The 21,355-nt window shown below is 36.4% G+C and carries 21 protein-coding genes and 1 pseudogene; 10 read left to right on the top strand and 12 right to left on the bottom strand.

Translation table 11 applies throughout. The features are described from left to right. Nucleotides 1-3 precede the first annotated feature (3 nt). From JUJ52_RS13400 to JUJ52_RS13380, 5 genes and pseudogenes are all read left to right on the top strand, one after another. Nucleotides 4-810 (top strand): carbon-nitrogen family hydrolase, encoded by an 807-nt coding sequence (locus JUJ52_RS13400; protein ID WP_205389572.1) that lies wholly within the window; start codon nucleotides 4-6, stop codon nucleotides 808-810. Between the two features lie 368 nt (nucleotides 811-1,178). Next, entirely contained in the window at nucleotides 1,179-1,742 is a 564-nt protein-coding gene (locus JUJ52_RS13395) for a DUF4256 domain-containing protein (RefSeq protein WP_205389571.1), read from the top strand. 443 nt (nucleotides 1,743-2,185) lie between these two features. After that, nucleotides 2,186-2,614 (top strand): RDD family protein, encoded by a 429-nt coding sequence (locus JUJ52_RS13390; RefSeq protein ID WP_205389741.1) that lies wholly within the window; start codon nucleotides 2,186-2,188, stop codon nucleotides 2,612-2,614. 248 nt (nucleotides 2,615-2,862) lie between these two features. Then, nucleotides 2,863-3,075 (top strand): DUF3955 domain-containing protein, encoded by a 213-nt coding sequence (locus JUJ52_RS13385; protein ID WP_026679791.1) that lies wholly within the window; start codon nucleotides 2,863-2,865, stop codon nucleotides 3,073-3,075. Between the two features lie 83 nt (nucleotides 3,076-3,158). Next, nucleotides 3,159-3,956, top strand: a pseudogene (locus JUJ52_RS13380) (DUF817 domain-containing protein). Nucleotides 3,957-4,022: 66 nt separating this feature from the next. On the opposite strand, the gene JUJ52_RS13375 reads toward JUJ52_RS13380, so the two are convergent. The 5 genes from JUJ52_RS13375 to JUJ52_RS13355 all read right to left on the bottom strand — a co-directional run bounded on the left by JUJ52_RS13375 (nucleotide 4,023) and on the right by JUJ52_RS13355 (nucleotide 9,973). Beyond that, nucleotides 4,023-4,916, bottom strand: coding sequence for a peptidoglycan recognition protein family protein (locus JUJ52_RS13375; RefSeq protein ID WP_051388234.1), 894 nt, complete (start codon nucleotides 4,914-4,916; stop codon nucleotides 4,023-4,025). 305 nt (nucleotides 4,917-5,221) lie between these two features. Continuing rightward, nucleotides 5,222-6,841 (bottom strand): amidohydrolase, encoded by a 1,620-nt coding sequence (locus tag JUJ52_RS13370; RefSeq protein ID WP_205389570.1) that lies wholly within the window; start codon nucleotides 6,839-6,841, stop codon nucleotides 5,222-5,224. A gap of 171 nt (nucleotides 6,842-7,012) precedes the next feature. Then, entirely contained in the window at nucleotides 7,013-7,177 is a 165-nt protein-coding gene (locus tag JUJ52_RS13365) for a hypothetical protein (RefSeq protein ID WP_205389569.1), read from the bottom strand. 66 nt (nucleotides 7,178-7,243) lie between these two features. Further along, nucleotides 7,244-7,396 carry a hypothetical protein gene (locus tag JUJ52_RS13360; RefSeq protein WP_228089007.1) on the bottom strand — a complete coding sequence of 51 codons (153 nt, stop codon included), beginning with the start codon at nucleotides 7,394-7,396 and terminating at the stop codon, nucleotides 7,244-7,246. A gap of 375 nt (nucleotides 7,397-7,771) precedes the next feature. Next, complete coding sequence (locus JUJ52_RS13355) at nucleotides 7,772-9,973, bottom strand: phosphodiester glycosidase family protein (protein WP_228088999.1); 2,202 nt, start codon at nucleotides 9,971-9,973, stop codon at nucleotides 7,772-7,774. Nucleotides 9,974-10,514: 541 nt separating this feature from the next. On the opposite strand from JUJ52_RS13355, the gene JUJ52_RS13350 reads away from it, so the two are divergent. The 3 genes from JUJ52_RS13350 to JUJ52_RS13340 all read left to right on the top strand — a co-directional run bounded on the left by JUJ52_RS13350 (nucleotide 10,515) and on the right by JUJ52_RS13340 (nucleotide 12,750). After that, complete coding sequence (locus JUJ52_RS13350) at nucleotides 10,515-10,853, top strand: hypothetical protein (RefSeq protein ID WP_166530722.1); 339 nt, start codon at nucleotides 10,515-10,517, stop codon at nucleotides 10,851-10,853. 720 nt (nucleotides 10,854-11,573) lie between these two features. Then, entirely contained in the window at nucleotides 11,574-12,080 is a 507-nt protein-coding gene (locus JUJ52_RS13345; protein ID WP_121604553.1) for an RNA polymerase sigma factor, read from the top strand. Then, complete coding sequence (locus JUJ52_RS13340) at nucleotides 12,067-12,750, top strand: hypothetical protein (protein ID WP_026679787.1); 684 nt, start codon at nucleotides 12,067-12,069, stop codon at nucleotides 12,748-12,750. The genes JUJ52_RS13345 and JUJ52_RS13340 overlap by 14 nt, the downstream gene beginning before the upstream one ends. A gap of 216 nt (nucleotides 12,751-12,966) precedes the next feature. On the opposite strand, the gene JUJ52_RS13335 is transcribed toward JUJ52_RS13340, so the two are convergent. Next, nucleotides 12,967-13,818 carry a YitT family protein gene (locus tag JUJ52_RS13335; RefSeq protein WP_026679786.1) on the bottom strand — a complete coding sequence of 284 codons (852 nt, stop codon included), beginning with the start codon at nucleotides 13,816-13,818 and terminating at the stop codon, nucleotides 12,967-12,969. Nucleotides 13,819-13,890: 72 nt separating this feature from the next. Between JUJ52_RS13335 and JUJ52_RS13330 the strand changes: the two genes are divergently transcribed. Further along, nucleotides 13,891-14,643, top strand: a complete 753-nt coding sequence (locus JUJ52_RS13330; RefSeq protein WP_205389568.1) for a hypothetical protein — start codon at nucleotides 13,891-13,893, stop codon at nucleotides 14,641-14,643. 334 nt (nucleotides 14,644-14,977) lie between these two features. On the opposite strand, the gene JUJ52_RS13325 is transcribed toward JUJ52_RS13330, so the two are convergent. The 6 genes from JUJ52_RS13325 to JUJ52_RS13300 all read right to left on the bottom strand — a co-directional run bounded on the left by JUJ52_RS13325 (nucleotide 14,978) and on the right by JUJ52_RS13300 (nucleotide 20,237). Next, nucleotides 14,978-15,616, bottom strand: a complete 639-nt coding sequence (locus tag JUJ52_RS13325) for a hypothetical protein (RefSeq protein WP_228088998.1) — start codon at nucleotides 15,614-15,616, stop codon at nucleotides 14,978-14,980. Further along, entirely contained in the window at nucleotides 15,616-16,656 is a 1,041-nt protein-coding gene (locus tag JUJ52_RS13320) for a FecCD family ABC transporter permease (RefSeq protein ID WP_205389566.1), read from the bottom strand. The genes JUJ52_RS13325 and JUJ52_RS13320 overlap by 1 nt, the downstream gene beginning before the upstream one ends. Further along, nucleotides 16,649-17,665 carry a FecCD family ABC transporter permease gene (locus JUJ52_RS13315; protein WP_205389565.1) on the bottom strand — a complete coding sequence of 339 codons (1,017 nt, stop codon included), beginning with the start codon at nucleotides 17,663-17,665 and terminating at the stop codon, nucleotides 16,649-16,651. The genes JUJ52_RS13320 and JUJ52_RS13315 overlap by 8 nt, the downstream gene beginning before the upstream one ends. A 54-nt stretch (nucleotides 17,666-17,719) precedes the next feature. Then, a complete protein-coding gene (locus JUJ52_RS13310; protein ID WP_205389564.1) occupies nucleotides 17,720-18,715 on the bottom strand; it encodes an ABC transporter substrate-binding protein in 996 nt (331 codons plus the stop codon). Between the two features lie 470 nt (nucleotides 18,716-19,185). Next, a complete protein-coding gene (locus JUJ52_RS13305) occupies nucleotides 19,186-19,935 on the bottom strand; it encodes an RQC-minor-1 family DNA-binding protein (RefSeq protein ID WP_205389563.1) in 750 nt (249 codons plus the stop codon). After that, entirely contained in the window at nucleotides 19,932-20,237 is a 306-nt protein-coding gene (locus tag JUJ52_RS13300; protein WP_121605855.1) for a hypothetical protein, read from the bottom strand. Before JUJ52_RS13300 ends, JUJ52_RS13305 begins: the two co-directional genes overlap by 4 nt. Nucleotides 20,238-21,128: 891 nt before the next feature. Here JUJ52_RS13300 and JUJ52_RS13295 point away from each other — a divergent pair. Continuing rightward, nucleotides 21,129-21,355 (top strand): helix-turn-helix domain-containing protein (locus tag JUJ52_RS13295; protein WP_228088997.1); only part of this gene is annotated, 227 nt, incomplete at its 3' end.

The raw sequence follows: 21,355 nt of genomic DNA, 5'->3' as shown, positions 1-21,355 counted from the left end.
AAAATGAAAATACAATTATTTCAATTAGAGATTATAGAAGGCAACGTAGAACAAAATGAAAATCGTATCAAAGCCTTATTTGAAGAAAAACTCGAAACAGATACAGAGGTTGTTATACTACCTGAAATGTGGAATAACGGGTATGATTTACAACATTTAACAGAAAATGCAGATGTCGATTTAACAAGAAGTTTCCCTTTTATCCAACATTTTGCGACTAATCATCATGTAAATATTATTGCAGGTTCCGTTTCAAACAAACGCAATAAGAATATATATAATACCGCCTTTGTGGTATCAAAAACGGGTAAGCTAATTTATCAAAAAGATAAAATACATCTCGTGCCAATGTTAGATGAACAGCTTTATTTAACAGGTGGAAATGAAGCACCAGAAGTATTTGAAATTAACGATATCAAGGCAACTCAAATTATATGTTACGACTTACGTTTCCCAGAAATCACACGTTACCCAGCGTCTCAAGGAGCAAAAATCATTTTCTATGTCGCCCAGTGGACCACCAAAAACTTAAACCATTGGCGAACATTATTGAAAGCAAGAGCTATAGAAAATTGCGTCTATGTCGTTGCATGTAATAGTGTAGGTGTCGTGAATAACGAAAAACATGTTGGCAACACATACGCAGGACATTCCATCGTCATCGATCCAAATGGAAATATTATTCAAGAAGCAGGCAATCAAGAGACAATCTTAACAATAGAAATCGATATACAGAAGGTAACAGAACAACAGCAAAACATTCCTATTTTTGAAAACCTGAGACCAGATGTTTATAAGTATTCGGAATAGTACTTTCGTTATCGAGGGCTACAAATAAGGTGAATCATCAATCAGTGGAGATTTGTTTATTCTCCACTGATTGTTTTTACCACAAGGGTATGACCTAAAGGACTTTGAACCATTCGGACACTTACTGGCAGTCCATCCCCCAACATTGGTTTCATTTTTCACTTGAAGTCGGCACCTCACTGCCAGTTATATGTGCGATAAAATTTGTGTAGGAAAATTAAAGTCATTCAAGAAAAATTCCAGATTGTAGGGAAATACATTTACTTAGTCTTATAATTTAATGTAAACTGACTTTACACAATCCTTTAAACAGTTTATTGTAAAACAAATATACATATCTTAACCGTTTTAGTTAGGAGGAAATGAACATGACAAAAAGCAATGAAAAAGAGTTATCAGTAGAACAACGTGAAGGATTACTCAAAGCATTGAAAACACGGTTTGAGAAAAACATGCACCGTCACCAAGGTGTCGAATGGGCTAACGTCCAAGCAAGGCTGGAAGCTAATGCGGAAAAACTGTGGTCGCTTCAAGAAATGGAAAGCACTGGCGGTGAACCCGATGTTGTTGGTCATGAGCAGGGCCAATACATTTTTTATGATTGTTCAGCCGAAAGCCCTAAGGGCCGCAGAAGCGTTTGCTATGACCGTGAAGCACTAGAGGCAAGAAAAAAACATCAACCAGAGAATAATGCAATTGATATGGCAACTGCCATGGGCATTGAACTTTTAACAGAAGAACAGTATCGAGCGTTACAGCAGCTGGAACATTTCGATAAGAAAACGTCAAGTTGGGTGCAAACACCCTCAGATATTAGAGAACTCGGCGGTGCCCTTTTTTGTGATTATCGCTATGGGCATGTCTTTCTGTATCACAACGGTGCATCCTCTTACTATGCTGCTAGAGGATTCCGTGGCTCGCTAAAGGTCTAAATTTTACACAGACGGCTAAGTATGGACTTCTGCGATAAGACTTTGATTCATTCTTCAGCTAACATGCATAAAGGGTGTAATCATATGATTACATCTATAAAGGGACATTTTATTTTATCTGTGATAACCGCGGTTTATAATGCTGGGATATGAACACAAAAACATGGGTGTGCTACATTACAATTTGAAAATGGAGAAAGTGCAGATTCATTAGGTTTAACTGGTAAAGAAAGTTCAAACAAAAAAGCAGCAATAAAGTGAAACCTCAATCAGTGAGGAGCTTATTTACCTCCCCCTTCTCTATATTGGTTTCACTCTATTGCTTGAAATGAGGGTCTTACTACCAGTTATATGCGCGATAAAGCTTTAACGAAAACTGTCATTCTCCATAACATCCTAATGAAAAAAAGCATATGATTATTGTATAGAGAGGAGAGGTTTTTATCGACATTACCAATCCAGCAGGTTTTCAAAACAGATTCTTGGCAAGAGTTTTAGATGTTATTATTATTTTTTTAGTGACAGGAATTATTTCGCAATTTCTATACGGTGTATTCTATGATAATGAAACCATCCGTCCTATTGATTATTTAGGGCTTATATATAGCCTGATAACACCTATTGTTTGGTATGGGTACACGCTAGGGAGGAGAATGGCGGGAAACCGTATTGTAAGAATTGATGGCAGAAAAATTGGCATAGGAACAATGATATTAAGAAATATTGTAGCAGGAATTATTTACATTCTTACGTTTGGAATAGGATTAATCGTAAGCGCCTTCATGGTAGGAGTGAGAGAAGATAGACGTGCCATTCACGACTTTATCGGACAAACGTATGTGACAACAAATCCCCCAACAAAAGTTCAATAATAATAGGGTAAATTATTTTAGACTCCTAGCTAACTTACCATCCAAAATCGAGCTATTTTCCATAAAAAGCTGTAAATAAGAAAGGCATCTCCAAATATAAAAGAGGTGCCTTTCTTTATGTTTAAGCAATCAGAAAGAAATCTATTTAAATAATAAATTTTATTGTAAATCAATAAATTTTAATTGATTTACATATATTTTTGATTTAAAATTAGTTTGTAATAAATAATAACAAAGGAGAATGTTTGATGAAAAAGAAATATCTGTTAGCTTCTACACCAATCTTGTTGGGTGCTATATGTTTCGTTATCTATAGCTTAATTGGTTCAAGTGTGGAACCTGATGGTACTTTAATTGAACCGTTCTTCTTAATTAATTTATCTTATCTATTTGTTTTTAGTGGTGTACTCACCATATTTCTTATTTCTATCGTTTCCTTCATTAAGCGAATTAGCAACTAGCATTACGTTATAAAACAAATAGTCCTTATGGTTAATGTAAGTAAGGGCTATTATAACCCTTATGAATACGAAGAGGGGAGAACATGAAATATATCATAGACCTTTTTTATTTCGGTTACCATCAGGCTTTATCATGCATTTTTCCAGTGGTTATTTTCGCGACACTTGCTTTGTCCAAGATAATTTCTATACCTGGCATACCACGCTACGATTTTATTCTACTAATCTGTCTTATTACGCAATATCTGATGTTAAAAACCAATTTGGAATCATTTAAAGAGTGGAAAGTGATATGTATTTTCCACGTTATCGGATTACTACTAGAAGTATATAAAGTATATTTGGGTTCGTGGTCTTATCCTGAAAAAGCGTGGTCAAAAGTTCTTGGGGTACCACTTTATAGTGGTTTTATGTATGCAAGTGTCGCTAGTTATATTTGTCAGGCATGGCGTAGATTTCATTTAAAAATGAATAAATGGCCCAAAAATATATGGACAATACCACTTGGATTGATGATTTATTTAAACTTTTTTACGCATCATTTTATTTTAGATTTTCGTTAGATTTTAACACTGCTATTATTTATTGTCTTTTTACAGACTCATGTACAATTTATTGTACGGAACACAACATATAAAATGCCGTTGTCTATCTCATTTATCCTTATCGGCTTCTTCATTTGGGTTGCCGAGAATATTGCTACTTTCTTTGGGGCATGGCAATATCCTAATCAACAATTTTCATGGAGTTTTGTGCATATCGGAAAAATTAGTTCCTGGTACTTACTAGTAGTAATAAGCATCATGATTGTAGCGCAGTATAAACGATTTATGACACCTCTTCCTAAAAAAGAAAAGTATTCCATTAACAATCTTGGATAAACAACCTTTTTATATCTACTTTAATATGAACGTGCCCCACTCCTTAGCGAATGAGGCACTATTTCTTTACTCGACTCTGACATACTGATTACTTGCTGTCACATAATAAACGTTTCCTTTACTATTTTTAACCTTGTATTGATAACCATTGCCTACTTTGAGCTTAGCTACAATCGTCGGAAAACCATATCCCTTTTTAAGATAGCCAACAACATATTTATCCGACCAACTGGGCTTGTTATAAAATCTTAATTGACCTGCATGTTTAGACTCTACTCGTTTGCCGATATAGCTTGCTTTTTGTGAATCGCCACGCATGCTATGAAGCAATGTAAGATTCTGACTGGCTGTTCCCCTATAACCTCGGATGCCATATTGAGCAGCATATCGCCGGCGTGCGCGAAAACTGGCGTTCTTGCCAATACTATTAAGGTAATCCACAATGGAATGACCGTAGTAGTTGTCTACTTCTTGGTTAGATACACCATTAATTTCATCGATGAACCCCTTCCAATCATCAAGTAATTTTCTAGGGCAGTTCTTTCCACTCCAGTGCTTATGGGTAACAATTCTTGAAATCGGTATTTTATGCTCTTTCATCAATTTTTTAATTAGCCACTGTGCATTTTTTGTTGCTTTACGGAAGTCGCCATCGCTATTTTCACAAATCTCAATAGCAATGGATCGTCTATTACCAGTTCCATTTTCACCATCACCAGCATGCCAGCCGTTTTCATTCGTTGGAAGATGCTGGTATATTTCTTTATCATCTACGGTGTAATGCCAGCCAACAGTTCGACCACCTGCACCATTATGCAAGTATTGATTATGCATTTCTGCATCTGCGCCTTCGCTGGTATTAGCAGTATTGTGAATTGTTAAATAGAGCGGAACCATAGCATATCCAGGACGTTGTTCCTTTTGAGAGGCAGGTATAAAGTCTTTAATAATTTTTGGCATAAGAAATCTCCTCCTTAATATTTTTATATTAAAAAAACGGCTTGCCCGTGTGGACTAGCCGTTTGACTACTTAATAATGCTTATTCTGTTGTATACTGCTTATGGCTGAAAGAATATATTGATTACCTTGTTATAATAGCTACAAAGTTAAAATATTAAAATAGAAAGGTAATATCTTTGTTTAGTAATGAAGTCAGCAGTCGCCCCCACTTAACCATATTGGTTTCACTTTCTTATATTGAAGTGAGAGTCTTACTGCCAACTATCTGCGAGATTTAATACTCATATTAAATAGTGCCTACATGTTAGGCGCTTGCCTCAGTATTTTGATAAATCGTGTTTCCTTCCTTAATAGTCTCTACTACGTTAATGTTATGAATCGCCTCTTTATCTATCGTGAGCGGGTTCTGATCCAATATTACTAAATCTGCATATTTTCCGACGGCAATGCTCCCTTTTGTATCCTCCTCAAAATATTGATACGCCGCATTGATGGTAACGGCTTGTAACGCTTCGTAAACAGTAACACATTCCTCTTCTCCAATTCGCCGACCACTTCTAGTTTTACGATTCACAGCACACCAAATGGCATGAAGCATGTCAGGTTTAACAACAGGGGAGTCCTGATGAAAATTAACAGCCAATCCTTTATCGAAGGCTGTTTTTGCTGGACTAATTCTGCTACCTCGTTCTTCCCCTAAGTTTTTGAGGTGTACATCTCCCCAGTAGAAGGTGTGCACATTGAAAATCGACGGAATCATATTTAATTCAACCATTTTGTCCAATTGATCACTACGTACAGTTTGACAATGAATCATTACTGGACGCAGCTTGTGTTTATTCGGATTAGCTGCGTCTTTTAAGGATTCCTCATAGCTTCGTAGTAACTGATCCGATGCGGCATCTCCATTACAGTGTGTCAGTAATTGAACATCATCATTAAGCGCAGTTAAAACAAATTTCTTTACCTCTTCATCTTGGAACCACGCATACCCTCTGTAATCCGTTTCTCCTTCATATGGTTCCGTTAACCAAGCTGTTTTTCCTTGTGGAGAACCGTCCAAAAAAAGCTTATATCCTCCAAGTTTAAACCGATTGCTGTACTTTTTAGCATACCTTTCGTATTGTTGTAGCAATTCTGTTGGTGCTTCCATTACTAATGGATAGGCAACGATATCTATCATGAGCTTGTTCTGATCTGCTAAGGTATGGAAAAGCTGCATCATTTCTTTACTTGTAGCACCTTCCTGGCAAGTCGTAATCCCATTTTTAATATATATTTCTTGACCTTGCTGCATCATCGCTGCAAAATTTGTCCCAATATCACTTACTACCTCTTCTCGGATAGCCATCATACTTGCTTCTTCTAAATATCCATTGGGCTCTAGTGATCCTCTTACTCTACCAATCTTACCGCCTTCATGATCTTTCGTATTTTCATCAATTCCAGCAAACTGTAAGGCCATGTCATTGACACAACCCATATGAGCAGATGTATGCATGACGATAACCATTCTATCCATCGACACTTGATTAAGTATTTCTTTGGTTGGATGCTGCTTTTCTTGTAATACATTATGGTCGTAACCAAAACCAATAACTGGATCGGTATCTCTCAATTGCTTCTCTTCTATATAAGACTTTAATGCGGTCACAATCTCATCGAAATTGTTACATGTACTTAAATCACACAAAGCTGCAACAGGACCAACCATCGAAACATGGCTATGAGGATCAATAAAGGAAGGTAACAACGTATGACCTTGTAAATTATGTTTTTCAATGTTGCCATTGTGTAATAGGGATTCAAACTTAGCTAACGAACCAAGGTCTTGAATGACACCTTTCTCTACCAATACAGCTTCGACTGATTCCTTGTCTTTTTCCATCGTGATAATTTCTCCACCATAATATAGCTTTTTCATTGTAATTCACCTATCCTTTTAAAAATAGGGAGTTTCTGCCCATCCCCTTGAAAAGGTGGAAGAAGGAACGTTTGATTAACAAATCTTTCAAAAAAATGAGTGCCTGGATTTTTCCACAAAGGGCCCATTTACTATCAAGAAAACAATAAACATTGACTTGTAAAAGAAGGTTTAACTAGTCCTTTGTCTTTCTTCCACCATCTTTTTTAATTCTTCTTGTCCGTTTCTAAAAGATTCAATTTCTTTTATCGTTTTCAATTTTTCTGCTATAGGTTTCAATACTTCTTGAAGTATTCCTTGAAAGCGCAGCGCCTTTTCATCTTCTTTTATTTGCATTCCTCCATTTTATCGCGTCTAATTCAACAAAGCGAGCGTTTCAAACTTATGATTCCTCGATAGTATTTAAATAACATACAAAAGAAGTAACGTTTTGGTGTTCCTGCGTAAATTATCTACATGTTCCCTCATCGCGTGAACTTCACGATTCTGTACTGCGTGGATAAACGTGATTTCACATCCTGCTTGGTTTTCAACCAATGTATTCAGCATACTCATCATCGGTGTAATTCTTCCGCAAGTATCTCTCGGGATCAATATAATTAATGCATACACCTCAGTTGAAATTGCACGTCAGGCTGAAAGGACACTTAAAGGGCATCTGCCCTTTAAGTTACCCATTCTACTCCATTACAGGTTGGGGAAAGGAGCTGTACATTACTTCCCTTTAGTACCAATAACATACTTAAAAATTATTACATTTTAGAGAATGTCCTTGCTGGAAATTACGAAGTTTTTTTAATTCTATCATTCTTTCAACAAAGAAAAGCCGCATGTAACAATGCGATCGACAGCAAAAAATAATTCTAAAATATTTTCATGATCATGTTTCCCTTTTGTAATATTTCTTTTTACCCTGTATGGTGACATCAATTATTTTGGCAGGAATAGAATAGCATCACCAATATCTCTTTCACCTGAATTATCGGAAGGATGATTAATTAATTGACTTCCAACTGTCATTGTTGTGGATCCTCCACCATCAAGATTCATTGCTTCATAAGCACCCAAGCTTTTCATAAGCTTTGCCGACTCTTCAAAGGTTACTCCAACACTATTCATTGGATCCCTACCATCTACAGTTACAAAGATTATATTACCATTTGCTTTAATGCCAGCAAGTGTTCTAGGGTGACGGCTTTTAACAAAACTATTGAAAAAGTCTTCGCTCCAACGAAACCCTTCTTCTTCTGAGTGAATATCTATTTTTCCGTCATCCAGAATGCGTGGTCCTCCATTTATAATACTAGTGTACCTTTTGGCTGGCACCGATTTCCCATCTAATAATAAATGAGTTTCAACTTCGATTGACATACCGATCTGAGCATTTTGGCTTAACCATTTTATAGTGTCTCCAGTGGCAGCAAGCACTGCCCCATTTACTGGGATATTGCCACCTCTATTATGACGAATATCCGTTACCTTCCCTTTTGCATCTAAAACAACCTCTAAGCCATTTCCTGCCGGCGTCTCATCTCCAAAAATGGGTTTAAACAAAATTAGTTCGTCATCATCTGTACATGTGACATCGTGTTTTGGATCTTCTTTTCGTTCGTCCTCTGAAGTACCACCACAACTACGGATCAACCCTGGCTTTCTATTCAGACCATCTATAATTGATTTTTCCCCATTTGAGGAGATAGCTTTTAAATCTGTTTCCACATTTGCAATAGAGGCCTTGTTTTCACTCGAGTCTGAAAACAATAAACTCGTTCTATCCCCTACTGATTCACTAACAACTTCCCCATTCACCATTGAAACACCTGCTAAATCACCTGGTGTCCCATCGTTTGCTCCTACAACAAAGTATCCCCCGTTCACAGCAGCAAGTGAATTCATGCGTTGCGATATACTTGTCAATTGTTCCTTCCCCTTAACCACATCATTGGATAAAAATGACCTAATTTCACCTTTAAATTTATCTGGATTGACTTCTAAAACATCAATATTCCACGGACCTGTGTTTTGAACCCCATTATTTTCAGTTGGGTTTCCACGGTCAATATGTGTATGTGATAGGCCAGGTGCAATTTCCTTCTTATCACGAGATTCTTCCAACCATGGATCCCCTAAATCCAACCTTTGCCACTTGTTTATAAGATAAGCCGCATCCCTTTTGAGCTTCTGATATACCTCATCAGAAATTAATTGATTCTTTTTCTGCTGATTAATCAATGTTTGAAATCCATTCAAATGCTTGACGACTTTTTGAGGAAAATTTTCACCCTCAAAATGACTGACCGTTTTCAGATGCATGATTAAAGAATGAACTGCGCCCTTATTTGTGATTAAACCTGTTTCTTCAAAGTATTCTATTAGTTTTGTCATCCCATCTGCATGAAGCGGATTCTCTCCTGGTTTAATCGTAATATCTGCTACTAAAGGAAGATGATCAGATGCCAATGAGTGAATTACCTGACTGGAACTGACATTTAGTCTTGGAGATGTTAAAACATAATCGATTCTTTTTGTAGGGGAATCCGCCGGATACGTATATCCCAAGCCATCGTGATTAACAGACCAGACATCTGTATAAATTTGAAAAAGTGATTGCATTTCAGTTGCATTAGGCGTGGCATTTAAATCACCCACCAATACGTTATTATTATGCCTAGAAGTAATATCCACTATGTCCTCTACTTGCCTTGCACGTACATTAGAACTCAAATGTGAGGTATGTGTTACATAGAACCATACTTCTCCCCCAGCAACGTATACTTGTGCTTCCAATAGCCCTCTTTGCTCCTCATCATCTGTCAATTTCGTTAACTTGTAGTTTTTTGAATCAAGAATAGGATATTTGCTTAATATCGCTGTTCCATATTGGTGATTATGAGCCTGTCCTTCTTCAGGTGGATAGTTAAGATTGGGACCAAAAACGTAATGCATATCTAACATTTCAGCGAGCTCTTTAGCCTGATTTTTAAAGTCACTTCTCTCTGACCAATGATTATCTACTTCCTGAAGACCGATGATATCCGCATTAGACTGACGAATTTGTTCCGCTATTCGTTCTAAATCCAATTTACCATCCATTCCCTCTCCATGGCGAATGTTGTACGTCATTACTTTCATTTGTAAAGACTTTTCTCCCAAATCCGAAGAGGAATTCTCCGCTGCCACCATACTTCCAAACATAGCTATAGACAACGATAGTAAAACGATTGCAAACAGAACTATAACTGATCTTTTAATGTTTCTCCCTCCTAAAAAAATAGTTGAATTATAGCTAAACCTCAGATTTCACAATGTGAGATTTACACCTAGATTGGGGTTCTTTATATAATTAATATTTATTGCTTCATAAGTTATTCGTTAATCAACGTTAACTTTTTATTAATTCTCGCAGAAAACGAACTCCATAAAATCCGCTCCATCGTTTCTCCATACTTTTAAGTAATTCAGCAATCTCTATTATTATGCATCATAACGCTTTGACAGTTTCTCCTGATGGGCATGGAACATGTGCTTAGTGCGGTGATAAAGTTTACTGCCGGAATGGGTTATTAGACGGAATTATTCAAAATGACTATACGCTTATATGCTTTTCTTGCCTTACTGCCAGTTATATTTAGGATAAATGGTGATACAATATGCAAAGGGAGGGAAATACAAAATGGAATTCGAATTTGGGAATGCTGCTATTATTCTACCCCCTTTACACATTACCATTATGGCAATAATCATTATTTTCTTTTTAGTAAGGTGGAGTAAGCAATTAGAAACACGACGTTTTACGATTTTCTTCTACTTTCTAATAAGTACAAACATTGCTCCGTTTTATTCTCATACTACCGAGCAGGGAAGCTTTGAGCTATGGATTCCCTTAGGGTCTATAGTAATTTTCCTGTACTTGTTTCACAGCAAAGGAAGAAACCATCCTTCTAAAATAAAAGCAAGCATTCTAGGGCTTTCCATAGCTTTATATCAATTGATTCTTCAATATGTTGGGTAATTCTTCGATTCTATTAAAGGGATAAGCTATTCTTGAATAAGAAGGAGCTTTCTGAATTAGTCAGAATAGGGAAAAGGAAATTTTCTAATGCTTTGCTTATACAATCTGTTTATAATTTACTACAACAAAAAAATGGTTAAACCCCTCCCTTAAACGGAGCTGTTGAAGTGAATATTTTATTGATATGATAAAGGGAAACTTTAATCAGAATGGGGATTGGTTTATCCCGCCACTAATTGTTCGTACCTCAAGGGTATGACTTATAGGCTTTGGAACCAATCGAACATTTACTGACAGTTGATCCCCACTTTTCCATATTGGTTACTCTTTATTGCTTGGAGTGGGGGGCTTACTGCCACTTATATGTGGGATAAGAAGATGAGCTATAGAACATCTTCTAAAGCGATACTTCAAAGGTATCGCTTGTTTTAGTCTGGACTTTGGATGAAAAGCTCGAAATATTGACATTGTAAAATTTATTTTTTCCTAAAAAGCGGAACTTTTCGGAATGTTATTCAGTCTGTATATATAAAGGGAAATTTCAATCCATTGTGGGAGTTATTTATCCCCCCACTGATTGTTCTTACCTCAAGGGTATGACCTATAGGCTTTGGAACCAATCGGACATTTACCGGCATTCGATTCCCCACTTCCATATTAGTTTCCCTTTATTGCTTGGGATCGGGGTCTTACTGCCAGTTATATGTGAGATAAAGGGAGGTGGTTGAAATCAGCCGTCTAAATGAAAAGGAAATATATGAAAGCCATTTTGAAAAGGTGTACAAAACAGCTTATTTTATTTTAAAAAACGAAGAACTAGCAAAAGATGCCACACACGATACTTTTATAAAAGCGTTCAAACATTTGAACAAAATCAACCAGCATGCAAGAATTAATACTTGGATAACTACTATTGCTACACGTACAGCTATTGATATCTATAATAAAAACAAAAAGCAAATAGCATATGAATTTAAAGAAGAAAACTATCTATCAAAGTCAGATGAGTTTAACGTTGAAATTGATGAGTTAGAAAATTATTTAGACAACATTCCACCTGAACAAAAACAAATATTGATTTTAAAATATATGGAAGAATTAACAGAGAAAGAAATTGCAAACCTTCTATCTATTAAACTAGGAACTGTGAAATCAAGAATATTTCGGGCAAAACAAAAATTATACGAACAGTATACGTTAGGAGGTGAAAATCGTGTTGGAGAATAATCAGAATGAACAAAGGTTAAAGGAACACGTAACAAAGGAGATAGATTCGATTAGAGTGCCAACAGGATTGAAAGAAGAAATGTGGACACAGGTTCAGCCTGTACGTAAGAAGAGAAGAATACCTTCAAAAGTTCTTCCGTATATAGCTACGCTTGCATGTGTAGCCGTCTTAATTCCGCTTGGGTTAGCTGTATTACCTTTTAATTCGGAACCAACACCTAGTGACGTTGTAACAACTCAAGAAGAACAGATAAAGACAATAGAAACTGTATTACAGAATGCTCTTAATGGTCCAGATGCTGAATTGAAGCAAATATTTAATCGTGATACATCTATAGAAGACAGTATCCAATATGATAAAGAGCGTTTTAAAGAATATTTTGCCAATGATACAGCCTATATGGAATTTGTAAATAGTTACGGTGCAGTTTTAATGATCATTCCTATACGAAACGAATACACGCTGCAAGTAAAAGATATCAAATTTGAAAAAACAGATTCTAAAGAGATTATTTATAACTTTTCAGTTGAGGTACTGTACCAAAAAGAGGGCAGTGAAAAATCAGACGTTGAAGTTGTTGATGGGCAAGCAAATCTTAATGAGGACCATAAAATAGAACGAATATTAATCCGATTAAACGACTTATGGAATGCTATAGAAAAAAACTAATGTAAAGGCGATTTAGACCATCGTCTTTTTCTTTACTACCGATAGTGGGTCGTTCACCCTTTTATACATGATAGTTGTTAATGAAAACTAAATCAGATGTACATTTAATAACAAAAAATTCTCTTTTGGTTTAATTCCTTTTCACAGTTTCTAACCCTACCATATTGATTAGGATTATATAAGTAAAACAAGCCCCTCGTGGAAGCTTGTTTTATTTTAATTTGTACGAGTTCCACTAGTGACAAATCCTAGCTTCCCACCAACAACTTCTTTCACCTCATGAATGACAACAAAGGAACTTGGATCAATGGTTTGCACCTTCTTTTTGATTTTTAAAAGCTCCGTCTTTTTAATAACCGTATAGATAATTCTTTTATCTTTATTGACGTAGTATCCATATCCATAATAAATCGTGGCAGCATTACCAAATTCGTTTGTAATTACGTTAGAAATTTCTTCATATTTATCTGACATAATCGTCATCGCTTTCTTATTATGGAAACCTTCAATTACTTGATCCGCTATTTTTGTACACAAATAGACAAATATAAAGCTATATAACATATTATTAATTCCAATAATAAATATGAAAGCTGCTATGATGATGCTATCCATATAAAATAGACTCTTAGAAAAGCTATATCCCTTTGTGTAATTTAATAAATATGCAAGAAGAGTTGTTCCACCGGTCGAGCCATCAGCGATGAAAATCAGACCTAAACCAGTCCCAAGTAATAATGCGCCAAATACAATGCCTAACACCATATCTTCAATACCAAACGGAACAAAGCTTAGGATACCAAGAAATAAAGAACTCATGGCAACACCTAATATGGTATAAAATATCGTTCTTTTCATTAAGAACTTATATGCGATCGCTATAAAAATAAGATTGATGATAAACGTACTTATACTTGTTGGGATCTGAAATAAATAGTATAGAATTAGAGACATACCAATTGTACTTCCATCACCTAATCTATTCGGAATAACAAAAAATTGAACGGATGCAGCAATCAGAAAAGATCCGACTATAATTAGAAGCACATCTTTTATAATGTTTTTCATATAAATAACCTCCCTAGCCAAAAAATTAAATGTAAACCTTCCATCAGTGGGAGCTTTGTTTATCCCCATGGTTTGGTAGTACCACAAGGGTATGACCTAAAGGCCCTAGAACCAATCGGACAATTACTGGCAGTTGATCCCTACTCACCAATATTAGGTTCTCTTAATTGCTTGATGTGGGGTCTTACTGCCAGTTATATGCGGGATAAAGTGAAACTTCAATCCGTGGGGTGGCGTATTATCCCCCACGGATTGTTAGGTGAACCAATCGGACATTTACTGGCAGTTGATTCCTACTCACCAATATTAGGTTCTCTTTATTGCTTGATGTGGGGTCTTACTGCCAGTTATATGCGGGATAAAGTGAAACTTCAATCCGTGGGGTGGCGTATTATCCCCCACGGATTGTTAGGTGAACCAATCGGACATTTACTGGCAGTTGATTCCTACTCACCAATATTAGGTTCTCTTTATTGCTTGATGTGGGGTCTTACTGCCAGTTATATGCGGGATAAAGTGAAACTTCAATCCGTGGGGTGGCGTATTATCCCCCACGGATTGTTAGGTGAACCAATCGGACATTTACTGGCAGTTGATCCCTACTCACCAATATTAGGTTCTCTTTATTGCTTGATGTGGGGTCTTACTGCCAGTTATATGCGGGATAAAGTGAAACTTCAATCCGTGGGGTGGCGTATTATCCCCCACGGATTGTTAGGTGAACCAATCGGACATTTACTGGCAGTTGATCCCTACTCACCAATATTAGGTTCTCTTTATTGCTTGATGTGGGGTCTTACTGCCAGTTATATGCGGGATAAATAAAAGACTTTAGAAATTAACTATTTCTTAACCTCTAAAGCCACTAAATTCAACTATTAATTTATACACCTCATCATGTAACTTCACGATTATAGTAATCTCTACAAGCAAAGTCAATACACTGTAAAATTTTTAGATTAATAAGATATATAATCCATTGTCATTCCTATTAGCTATGCTTTTAAAAACAAGCTGAAATTGTATGCCTATTGGTGAATCACATGAAAATCAGCCTAACATTATATAAAATGAAACTTTAATCCGTGGGCTTTTGTTTATCTCCACGGATGGTAGTTAAACAAATTGGACATTTACTGCCGTCGATCCTCCACTCTTCTTAAGACGAACAATTCTTATTATGAAGTGGACACACCAGACAGTGTGTGAGTGTTTCCTTCTTTTTTTCCAGCTTATGAAAGTAGCAGCACGTACGCCTTATTTTTTGTTCACTAAGAGAATTGGGATTAGTCAGATAACTACTCATAGGATGATTCATACAATCAAAATAGCTTCCATCCAATTGATTCAATTCTCTAGCAAGTTCAATAATTCTTTGGCGATGATCGGGATATTTCTCCACTGCTTTTCTAAAGAAAGAGTTGAGCCGAACCGCTACATTTTCCCATAAAATAAAAAGAGGAATATTTGTCACCTGGTGAAACGCCTGCAACAATGGCAAGATATGATAAGCAAAAAGCCCCTCCCAAGCCTCCTGTCGTGAGTCAGTATATTTGACCTGTAGAGCATCTACCCTAATATCCAACTGCTCGCTAATGGTGCAAGAGGAAAGGGGAATGATTTTGGCTTGTTCTTCCCATAACATGGAATCCAATACCTGAGCTGGAAGAACCTGAGCGTACTTCTTCATCATCATTGACGCAGTAACCTTTAAGTTGGGAGCATAGATTCGCTGCATTTGATGATTTAAAAATTCAATACATTTTACCTCTTCCATTAATCCAAGAACAGGAATCATTAACGAAACCCCTTTCTGTTGCGGTATAGTAAATAAATGAAAAATGGTGCCCCAATCCCAGCTGTAAATACTCCAGCAGGAATATCCGATGGCAAAAAGACCGTACGAGCTATGATATCAGCTCCCATCACTATTAACGATCCGATAAGCGCAGAACCAACTACTAAATTAGCAAACGATTTATGCAATATAATCCGAGCGATATGAGGAGCGATAAGCCCAACAAAAGCTATGCCACCTGCAAAAGAAACAGCAGCGCCAGCTAATGCAACACTCAAAGCAAGTAATAGAAAGCGGAAAAATTGAACTCGAACACCCATACCGATCGCTATATCGTCTCCTAATTGCTTGACATTTACAATCCCTGTAAAAAATAGCGAGAGAAAGATCAAGGTAAGGATAATGGGAAGGAGAATGATTACTTCCTGCCAATTGGCACCGTATAAACTTCCGGTTAACCATAGATATACTTTAGAAGCAATGGCAGACTCACTTGATACCATAAACATGGTCACTATGGCATTGGTCAATGCAGAAATGCCAATTCCAATAAGAATTAATCGCATGGGAGTCACCCCATTTGACCATGATAATAAATAGATAATAGCTGATGTAACTGCTGCTCCAATAATCGAAGCCAAGGGAAGCCAATTGACACTCATCTCACCCAGTAAAAAAACAATAAACAAAACCGCTCCTACAGACGCCCCTCCTGTTACTCCTACAATGTCCGGAGAACCTAGAGGATTACGAATCATCCCCTGTAGAATTAACCCGGAAACTCCAAGCCCTGCACCCACAAGGAAACCCATTATTACACGGGGCATTCGGAGTTCATGAAGTATAAAAGGATAATCGCTTTCACTAAAGAGCTCTTGAAAAACCGCTCCCACAGGAATATAACTGCTTCCTGCTGAAAGGCTTATGATAAAGACAACTACCGTAAGCAATAATAAGCAAATCAAAATAAACAACGACTTTTTATGAAATTGCATTGAAATTTTATCATTTTCACTTCTGATTGTGTAAAAGTCACCCACTTTTCTTCACCCCTTTTCTAGCTATATAAATGAAAAATGGCGTTCCGAAAAGAGCCGTCATAACTCCTATAGGCATTTCCTGAGGGGCAATGACGAGTCGTGCTGCGATATCAGCACATAATAGCAAAGTAGCCCCGAATATACCACTGATCGGTAAAATCCATTGATAATTTGGTCCTGTGATTCCTTTAACAATGTGAGGTACAACCAGGCCAATAAACCCCATCGATCCTGCTATAGCTACAGAGCCTCCAGCTAAAAACACAATAATGATTCCGATTACCAATTTAACCAAACTGGTGTTTAGCCCAAGATTTTTAGCCACATCGTCACCAGACATAAGAATGTTCAGTGGCTTTCCAACCAATAACGAAATAATAATGGCTCCTAAGATAAAAGGAAGAACCGGTAGAAGAAGGCTTAATTCCCGACCCGCCACAGAACCAGCTAGCCAAAACAACACGCTTTGTATACGCTGTTCATCCAAAACGAGCATCCCTTGCGTGAATGAGATAAAAAGCGCGCTAATTGCAGCACCCGCTAAGACAATGCGAACTGGAGACAAGCCATCTTCCCCCATTGAACCTAGTAAATATACGATCGCCCCCGCAAGTCCAGCTCCTATAAAGCCAATCCACATATACCCGCTTAAGGATTCTACTGAAAAGAAGGTAGCTGAAGCGACGATAAAAAATAGTGCTCCTGCATTCACCCCAAAGATGTCAGGTGCTGCTAATGGGTTACGCGTCAATGCTTGCATAAGCGCTCCGGCAATGGATAGACTTGCTCCTATGGTAATAGCAATTAATGTTCGGGTTAAGCGCGACGTACGAATAATGACCTGATTTGTGTCGGAAGGGTCATAATGGAAGAAGGCGTCCCAAACTGTAGAGAGAGGTATAGAGGTTTTTCCTAAAAATATGCTTAAAAAAGATGCAATTACAAATAAAAGCAATAGAACAAGAAGCGTTATCCACCTTATATGTCGATTGTTTATAAATTTGTTCATTATTTTTCTCCCCAAAGAAACAAAGATAGGAGAAATCCTCCTATCTTTCGTCATTTATTTTTCTAAATCAAACCTGTCATACAAATCGTCCAGCATTAAGTTTGCGGCTTGAATTCCACCGGACATGTTCCATATAACTTCATCGACCATATGAACCTCGTCATTGTTTACAGCGTCCAGATTCTGCCAAAGAGGGTGGTTCGTCCATTCTTTATAATTATCTTTAATCGCTGGGTCATCACTCATGAAAACATAGAAAACATCAGCGTTCATTTCATTAATACTTTCTTTGTCGGTTAGCTTCATACCCCATTCATCTGATTGTTGATTCTCTGGTCTAGTGAAGCCTGCTTCTCTAAGAATCGTTCCGGCAAAACTATCAAAATAAATACGAGCATGATCACTTCGGAAGTTCAAGATAGAAACATTTAGCGGCCACTCATCTCCTAACTTTTCGGCAGCTTTTTTATTGAAATCTTTAATCCGTTCATCCCAATTGGTCAAGATTTCATCTGATTTATCTTGCTTATTCAACGTTTCTCCCATTAATTTAACTGTTTCCTTAAATTCATAGACTTGATCAATGGCTACAGTGGGAGCAATTTTATTTAGTTTTTCATAGATTCCCTCATGACGAAGTTTCGATGCAAAAATAACATCCGGTTTTAACTTCGCAATCTCTTCTAAATTTGGCTGTGTCTCTTCCCCCACTAATTTCGTTCCTTCTAAATCATCTCTAAGATACTTATAAATAGGTTTCTCTACCCAGGACTCAACGATTCCTATTGGCTCCACCCCAAATGCAATAGCGGTATCCGTTGCTCCTTGGTACAGCGTCACAACTTTTTCAGGGGTTCCCTTGATAGTTGTCGTCCCCATAGCGTGATCAATTTCCCGCTCTTTTGAATTCTCGCTTGAAGACTTCTCCCCTTCCTCAGACGAAGCGTTTTCTGAAGAAGTTTCTTCCGATCCACAAGCTACAAGCAGTGTAACCATAAGTACAACAAATAAAAGTAATCCCCATTTTTTATGTAATTGTTTATTTAGCATATGTATTCCCCTTTTTTTGATAATGATAATCATTTTCATTTAATATTATAGTATTTCATATGATAACTCATGTCAACAATACAGTTAGGACTTTCCATCATTTAACTATAAGTAGAATTATAGAATTAAAAAGGAGCTTCTCAAAAGTTCAATAAACTAATCAGAAGCTCTCTACAATATAAAGTAAATCCTTTTTATTAAATAACAAAAGGTATGTTATTCAGGGGTTATCAAACAAACTCCTTCACATAGGGTTTCAGGCGTTATTACATCACCTGAATTTTTTGGAAAAATATTTTCTCGCTCGTTTGGGCATTTTAAAATCTCCTCGGCTTTTATTTGAGCCAAGTCTATCTGACCTTAACTAACTTGTCCAATTAGGTGTAACAGATTCATGTTAACTTTTTTAATTACATCCGAATATTCTTCATTTAAAAATTTCTTACTAAACTCACTTGTTAATAAGAGAATTAGATATCCTTTTCATTACGACACTTTTTACATCTTTTCGGGTATGAAAAGCCTTTTTTCTCATAAAATCGTTGCTCTCCCGTTGTAAAAGTAAATCTTACTCCACATATCCAGCATTTTAAAAGCAGGTCATGCGGCTCTAAGCCCTCTAGTGCTTTATTTATAGATTCTGTCCTTGCTTTTACAACTGAATGATCAATCGGCTCATTTCTATTTATTACATTTATAGTTGTTCGAATCTCAGCTCTTACCTTTTTATAATCAACTTTCTCCCATAATTCTAAATAAGGAATAAACGCTTGATCTCCGGACTCTTTAATCTTCTCAAGCAATAATAGAATCATTTTCCTATTCCGATCCTTTAAATAGCTCATATCAGGATTTTGTTTTCCCTGTTTGGCCCATTCCTTCCATTCATTTAAAAGTTCATCAGCATATTGATCGGACTCTATGTACCAACCCCGCTCTGTGAAAACAATCATTGGAAATTTTCCGTCATACTCAATTTCTAGAAAATCATAATCAATCATCCAATCAATTTTTTTCATAATTTCATCTAGTTTCTCTGACTTAAAATAACCATAGACAGGACACCTATCCAACCCCAGTTGCAATACTTTCTTTTCCCGTGAACCCTTTAAGATTTTAGCAAGAAGTGTTCTTCCTCCTTTTGCAATAATTTCATCAGATGCTCTCAATATAACTTTTATCTCTTCCTCAGATAATCGATTAATCTTAGATTTCTTCAAAACGGTAAGTCCTCCTCATCCACCCAGCGTTTAGATACAATCGCATCTTCTTGCTTCATAGATTTTCTTAATGCTTTACTGAGAGCTGGGTTAACTGTTAGGACCCTTCCAAACATCTCCCCATAAAGATTACGAATCCATACTTTAACAGTTGCTTTCCTTTTTTGATTAGGGACTGGGATATTTTTAATTAAGCTCTTTGGTGTCATCCTCAACTCCTTGGCCATTTGTATATCAGTCTCATTCAAACGACATCGTGTTTTTGCCCCTTCCCAAGCTTGTGAATTCTTTTTTGTCGCCATCACCATATCCACACCTTTTTATCATTCTATAATTTCTGAGGATTACCATAAGTCCTGTATAATTGTGTGTATTTTTTACTTGAATCCCTCTTCTATTTTGTTCTCTTTAGTGACAAGACTTCACATTAATTTTACTTTGTTTGAGTCATCTATAAAAGTCATGTATTCTTTTTTATATCGTTTTTCTTTCATCTTCAATTTTTTTGATATTTTCTTTTCAGCAATACACCACCAAAACAGCAAGTTGCCCTCATTAAAGAAACCTTTTTAGTAAACTTTTATCATGCCGGATACTTGATATACAGAAATCTACCTTCAGTATCTAATCTGTACACCATATACGCAACCAATTCATCCCACGACTAAAGTCACGAGCGTTCCCGGCTAAATTCTAAATTTTTTCACTGTTTTTTCTAAGAAAATTATAAATCCAACCTACTTCAAGCAGTGAATAGACAAAAAGAGACTTCTCAAGAGTTGAAACCCATTGAGAAATCTCTGTTACTTCATGTTAGTATTTTGTTAGCAAATAACTCAATAATCCTTATTTATCAAGAGTTTTGGAGCATGAATTACATCATGCCGCCCATAATTCAGATAAATATTCAGGATTTCATCAACATTCTATTTAATTATTTCAAGCGAAAAAACATCTAAAAATAGTTATGGGATTGCGCTTTATTTCGAAATTTTATTATTACTGGTGAGATTCCTGTGAGACCTCATAAAAACCTCACATGTTACGAGCTCCTAGCATTACTTAAACTTCATTCTACACCTACATTATTATCATTGCATTATATGCTTTAACAATCTTAATCCATGTATTTAGAGTTATCTTGTTAATTATCTCCCATAAAAAGGAGCGATAGGACTTTATGAAATATCAGTTTGAATCAGTATGCCGACTTTCTTGATTTTTTAAATGAGAATTTACTTTCTACTGTTGAAACGGCTGAAATATTAGGAATATCTAAAGCTAGAGTTGGTCATCTAGTTAAATCTGGAAAGCTACAACCTGCAAAAAATCAACCTAAAACTTTTCTTAAAAACGTAGTATTAGCCAAAAAAGAGGAATTAGAAGAACTTAGAAGAAAATACAGACCCTATGATGAATA

Origin of the sequence: Virgibacillus sp. AGTR (assembly GCF_016919725.2) — a bacterium.
GTDB lineage: Bacteria > Bacillota > Bacilli > Bacillales > Amphibacillaceae > Virgibacillus > Virgibacillus salarius.
Note: the sequence above shows the minus strand (reverse complement) of the source record. Positions and strands in the feature narration are given on the sequence as shown.

What these genes read in the sequence shown, in the direction of transcription:
- JUJ52_RS13370 (WP_205389570.1), bottom strand. Translation starts at nt 6,841, where the DNA reads ATGAAAAAGCTATATTATGGTGGAGAAATTATCACGATGGAAAAAGAC.
- JUJ52_RS13395 (WP_205389571.1), top strand. Translation starts at nt 1,179, where the DNA reads ATGACAAAAAGCAATGAAAAAGAGTTATCAGTAGAACAACGTGAAGGA.
- JUJ52_RS13355 (WP_228088999.1), bottom strand. Translation starts at nt 9,973, where the DNA reads ATGAAAGTAATGACGTACAACATTCGCCATGGAGAGGGAATGGATGGT.
- JUJ52_RS13365 (WP_205389569.1), bottom strand. Translation starts at nt 7,177, where the DNA reads ATGCAAATAAAAGAAGATGAAAAGGCGCTGCGCTTTCAAGGAATACTT.
- JUJ52_RS13335 (WP_026679786.1), bottom strand. Translation starts at nt 13,818, where the DNA reads ATGAAAAACATTATAAAAGATGTGCTTCTAATTATAGTCGGATCTTTT.
- JUJ52_RS13360 (WP_228089007.1), bottom strand. Translation starts at nt 7,396, where the DNA reads ATGAGTATGCTGAATACATTGGTTGAAAACCAAGCAGGATGTGAAATC.
- JUJ52_RS13375 (WP_051388234.1), bottom strand. Translation starts at nt 4,916, where the DNA reads ATGCCAAAAATTATTAAAGACTTTATACCTGCCTCTCAAAAGGAACAA.
- JUJ52_RS13350 (WP_166530722.1), top strand. Translation starts at nt 10,515, where the DNA reads ATGGAATTCGAATTTGGGAATGCTGCTATTATTCTACCCCCTTTACAC.
- JUJ52_RS13400 (WP_205389572.1), top strand. Translation starts at nt 4, where the DNA reads ATGAAAATACAATTATTTCAATTAGAGATTATAGAAGGCAACGTAGAA.
- JUJ52_RS13300 (WP_121605855.1), bottom strand. Translation starts at nt 20,237, where the DNA reads ATGGCGACAAAAAAGAATTCACAAGCTTGGGAAGGGGCAAAAACACGA.
- JUJ52_RS13310 (WP_205389564.1), bottom strand. Translation starts at nt 18,715, where the DNA reads ATGCTAAATAAACAATTACATAAAAAATGGGGATTACTTTTATTTGTT.
- JUJ52_RS13315 (WP_205389565.1), bottom strand. Translation starts at nt 17,665, where the DNA reads ATGAACAAATTTATAAACAATCGACATATAAGGTGGATAACGCTTCTT.
- JUJ52_RS13385 (WP_026679791.1), top strand. Translation starts at nt 2,863, where the DNA reads ATGAAAAAGAAATATCTGTTAGCTTCTACACCAATCTTGTTGGGTGCT.
- JUJ52_RS13325 (WP_228088998.1), bottom strand. Translation starts at nt 15,616, where the DNA reads ATGATTCCTGTTCTTGGATTAATGGAAGAGGTAAAATGTATTGAATTT.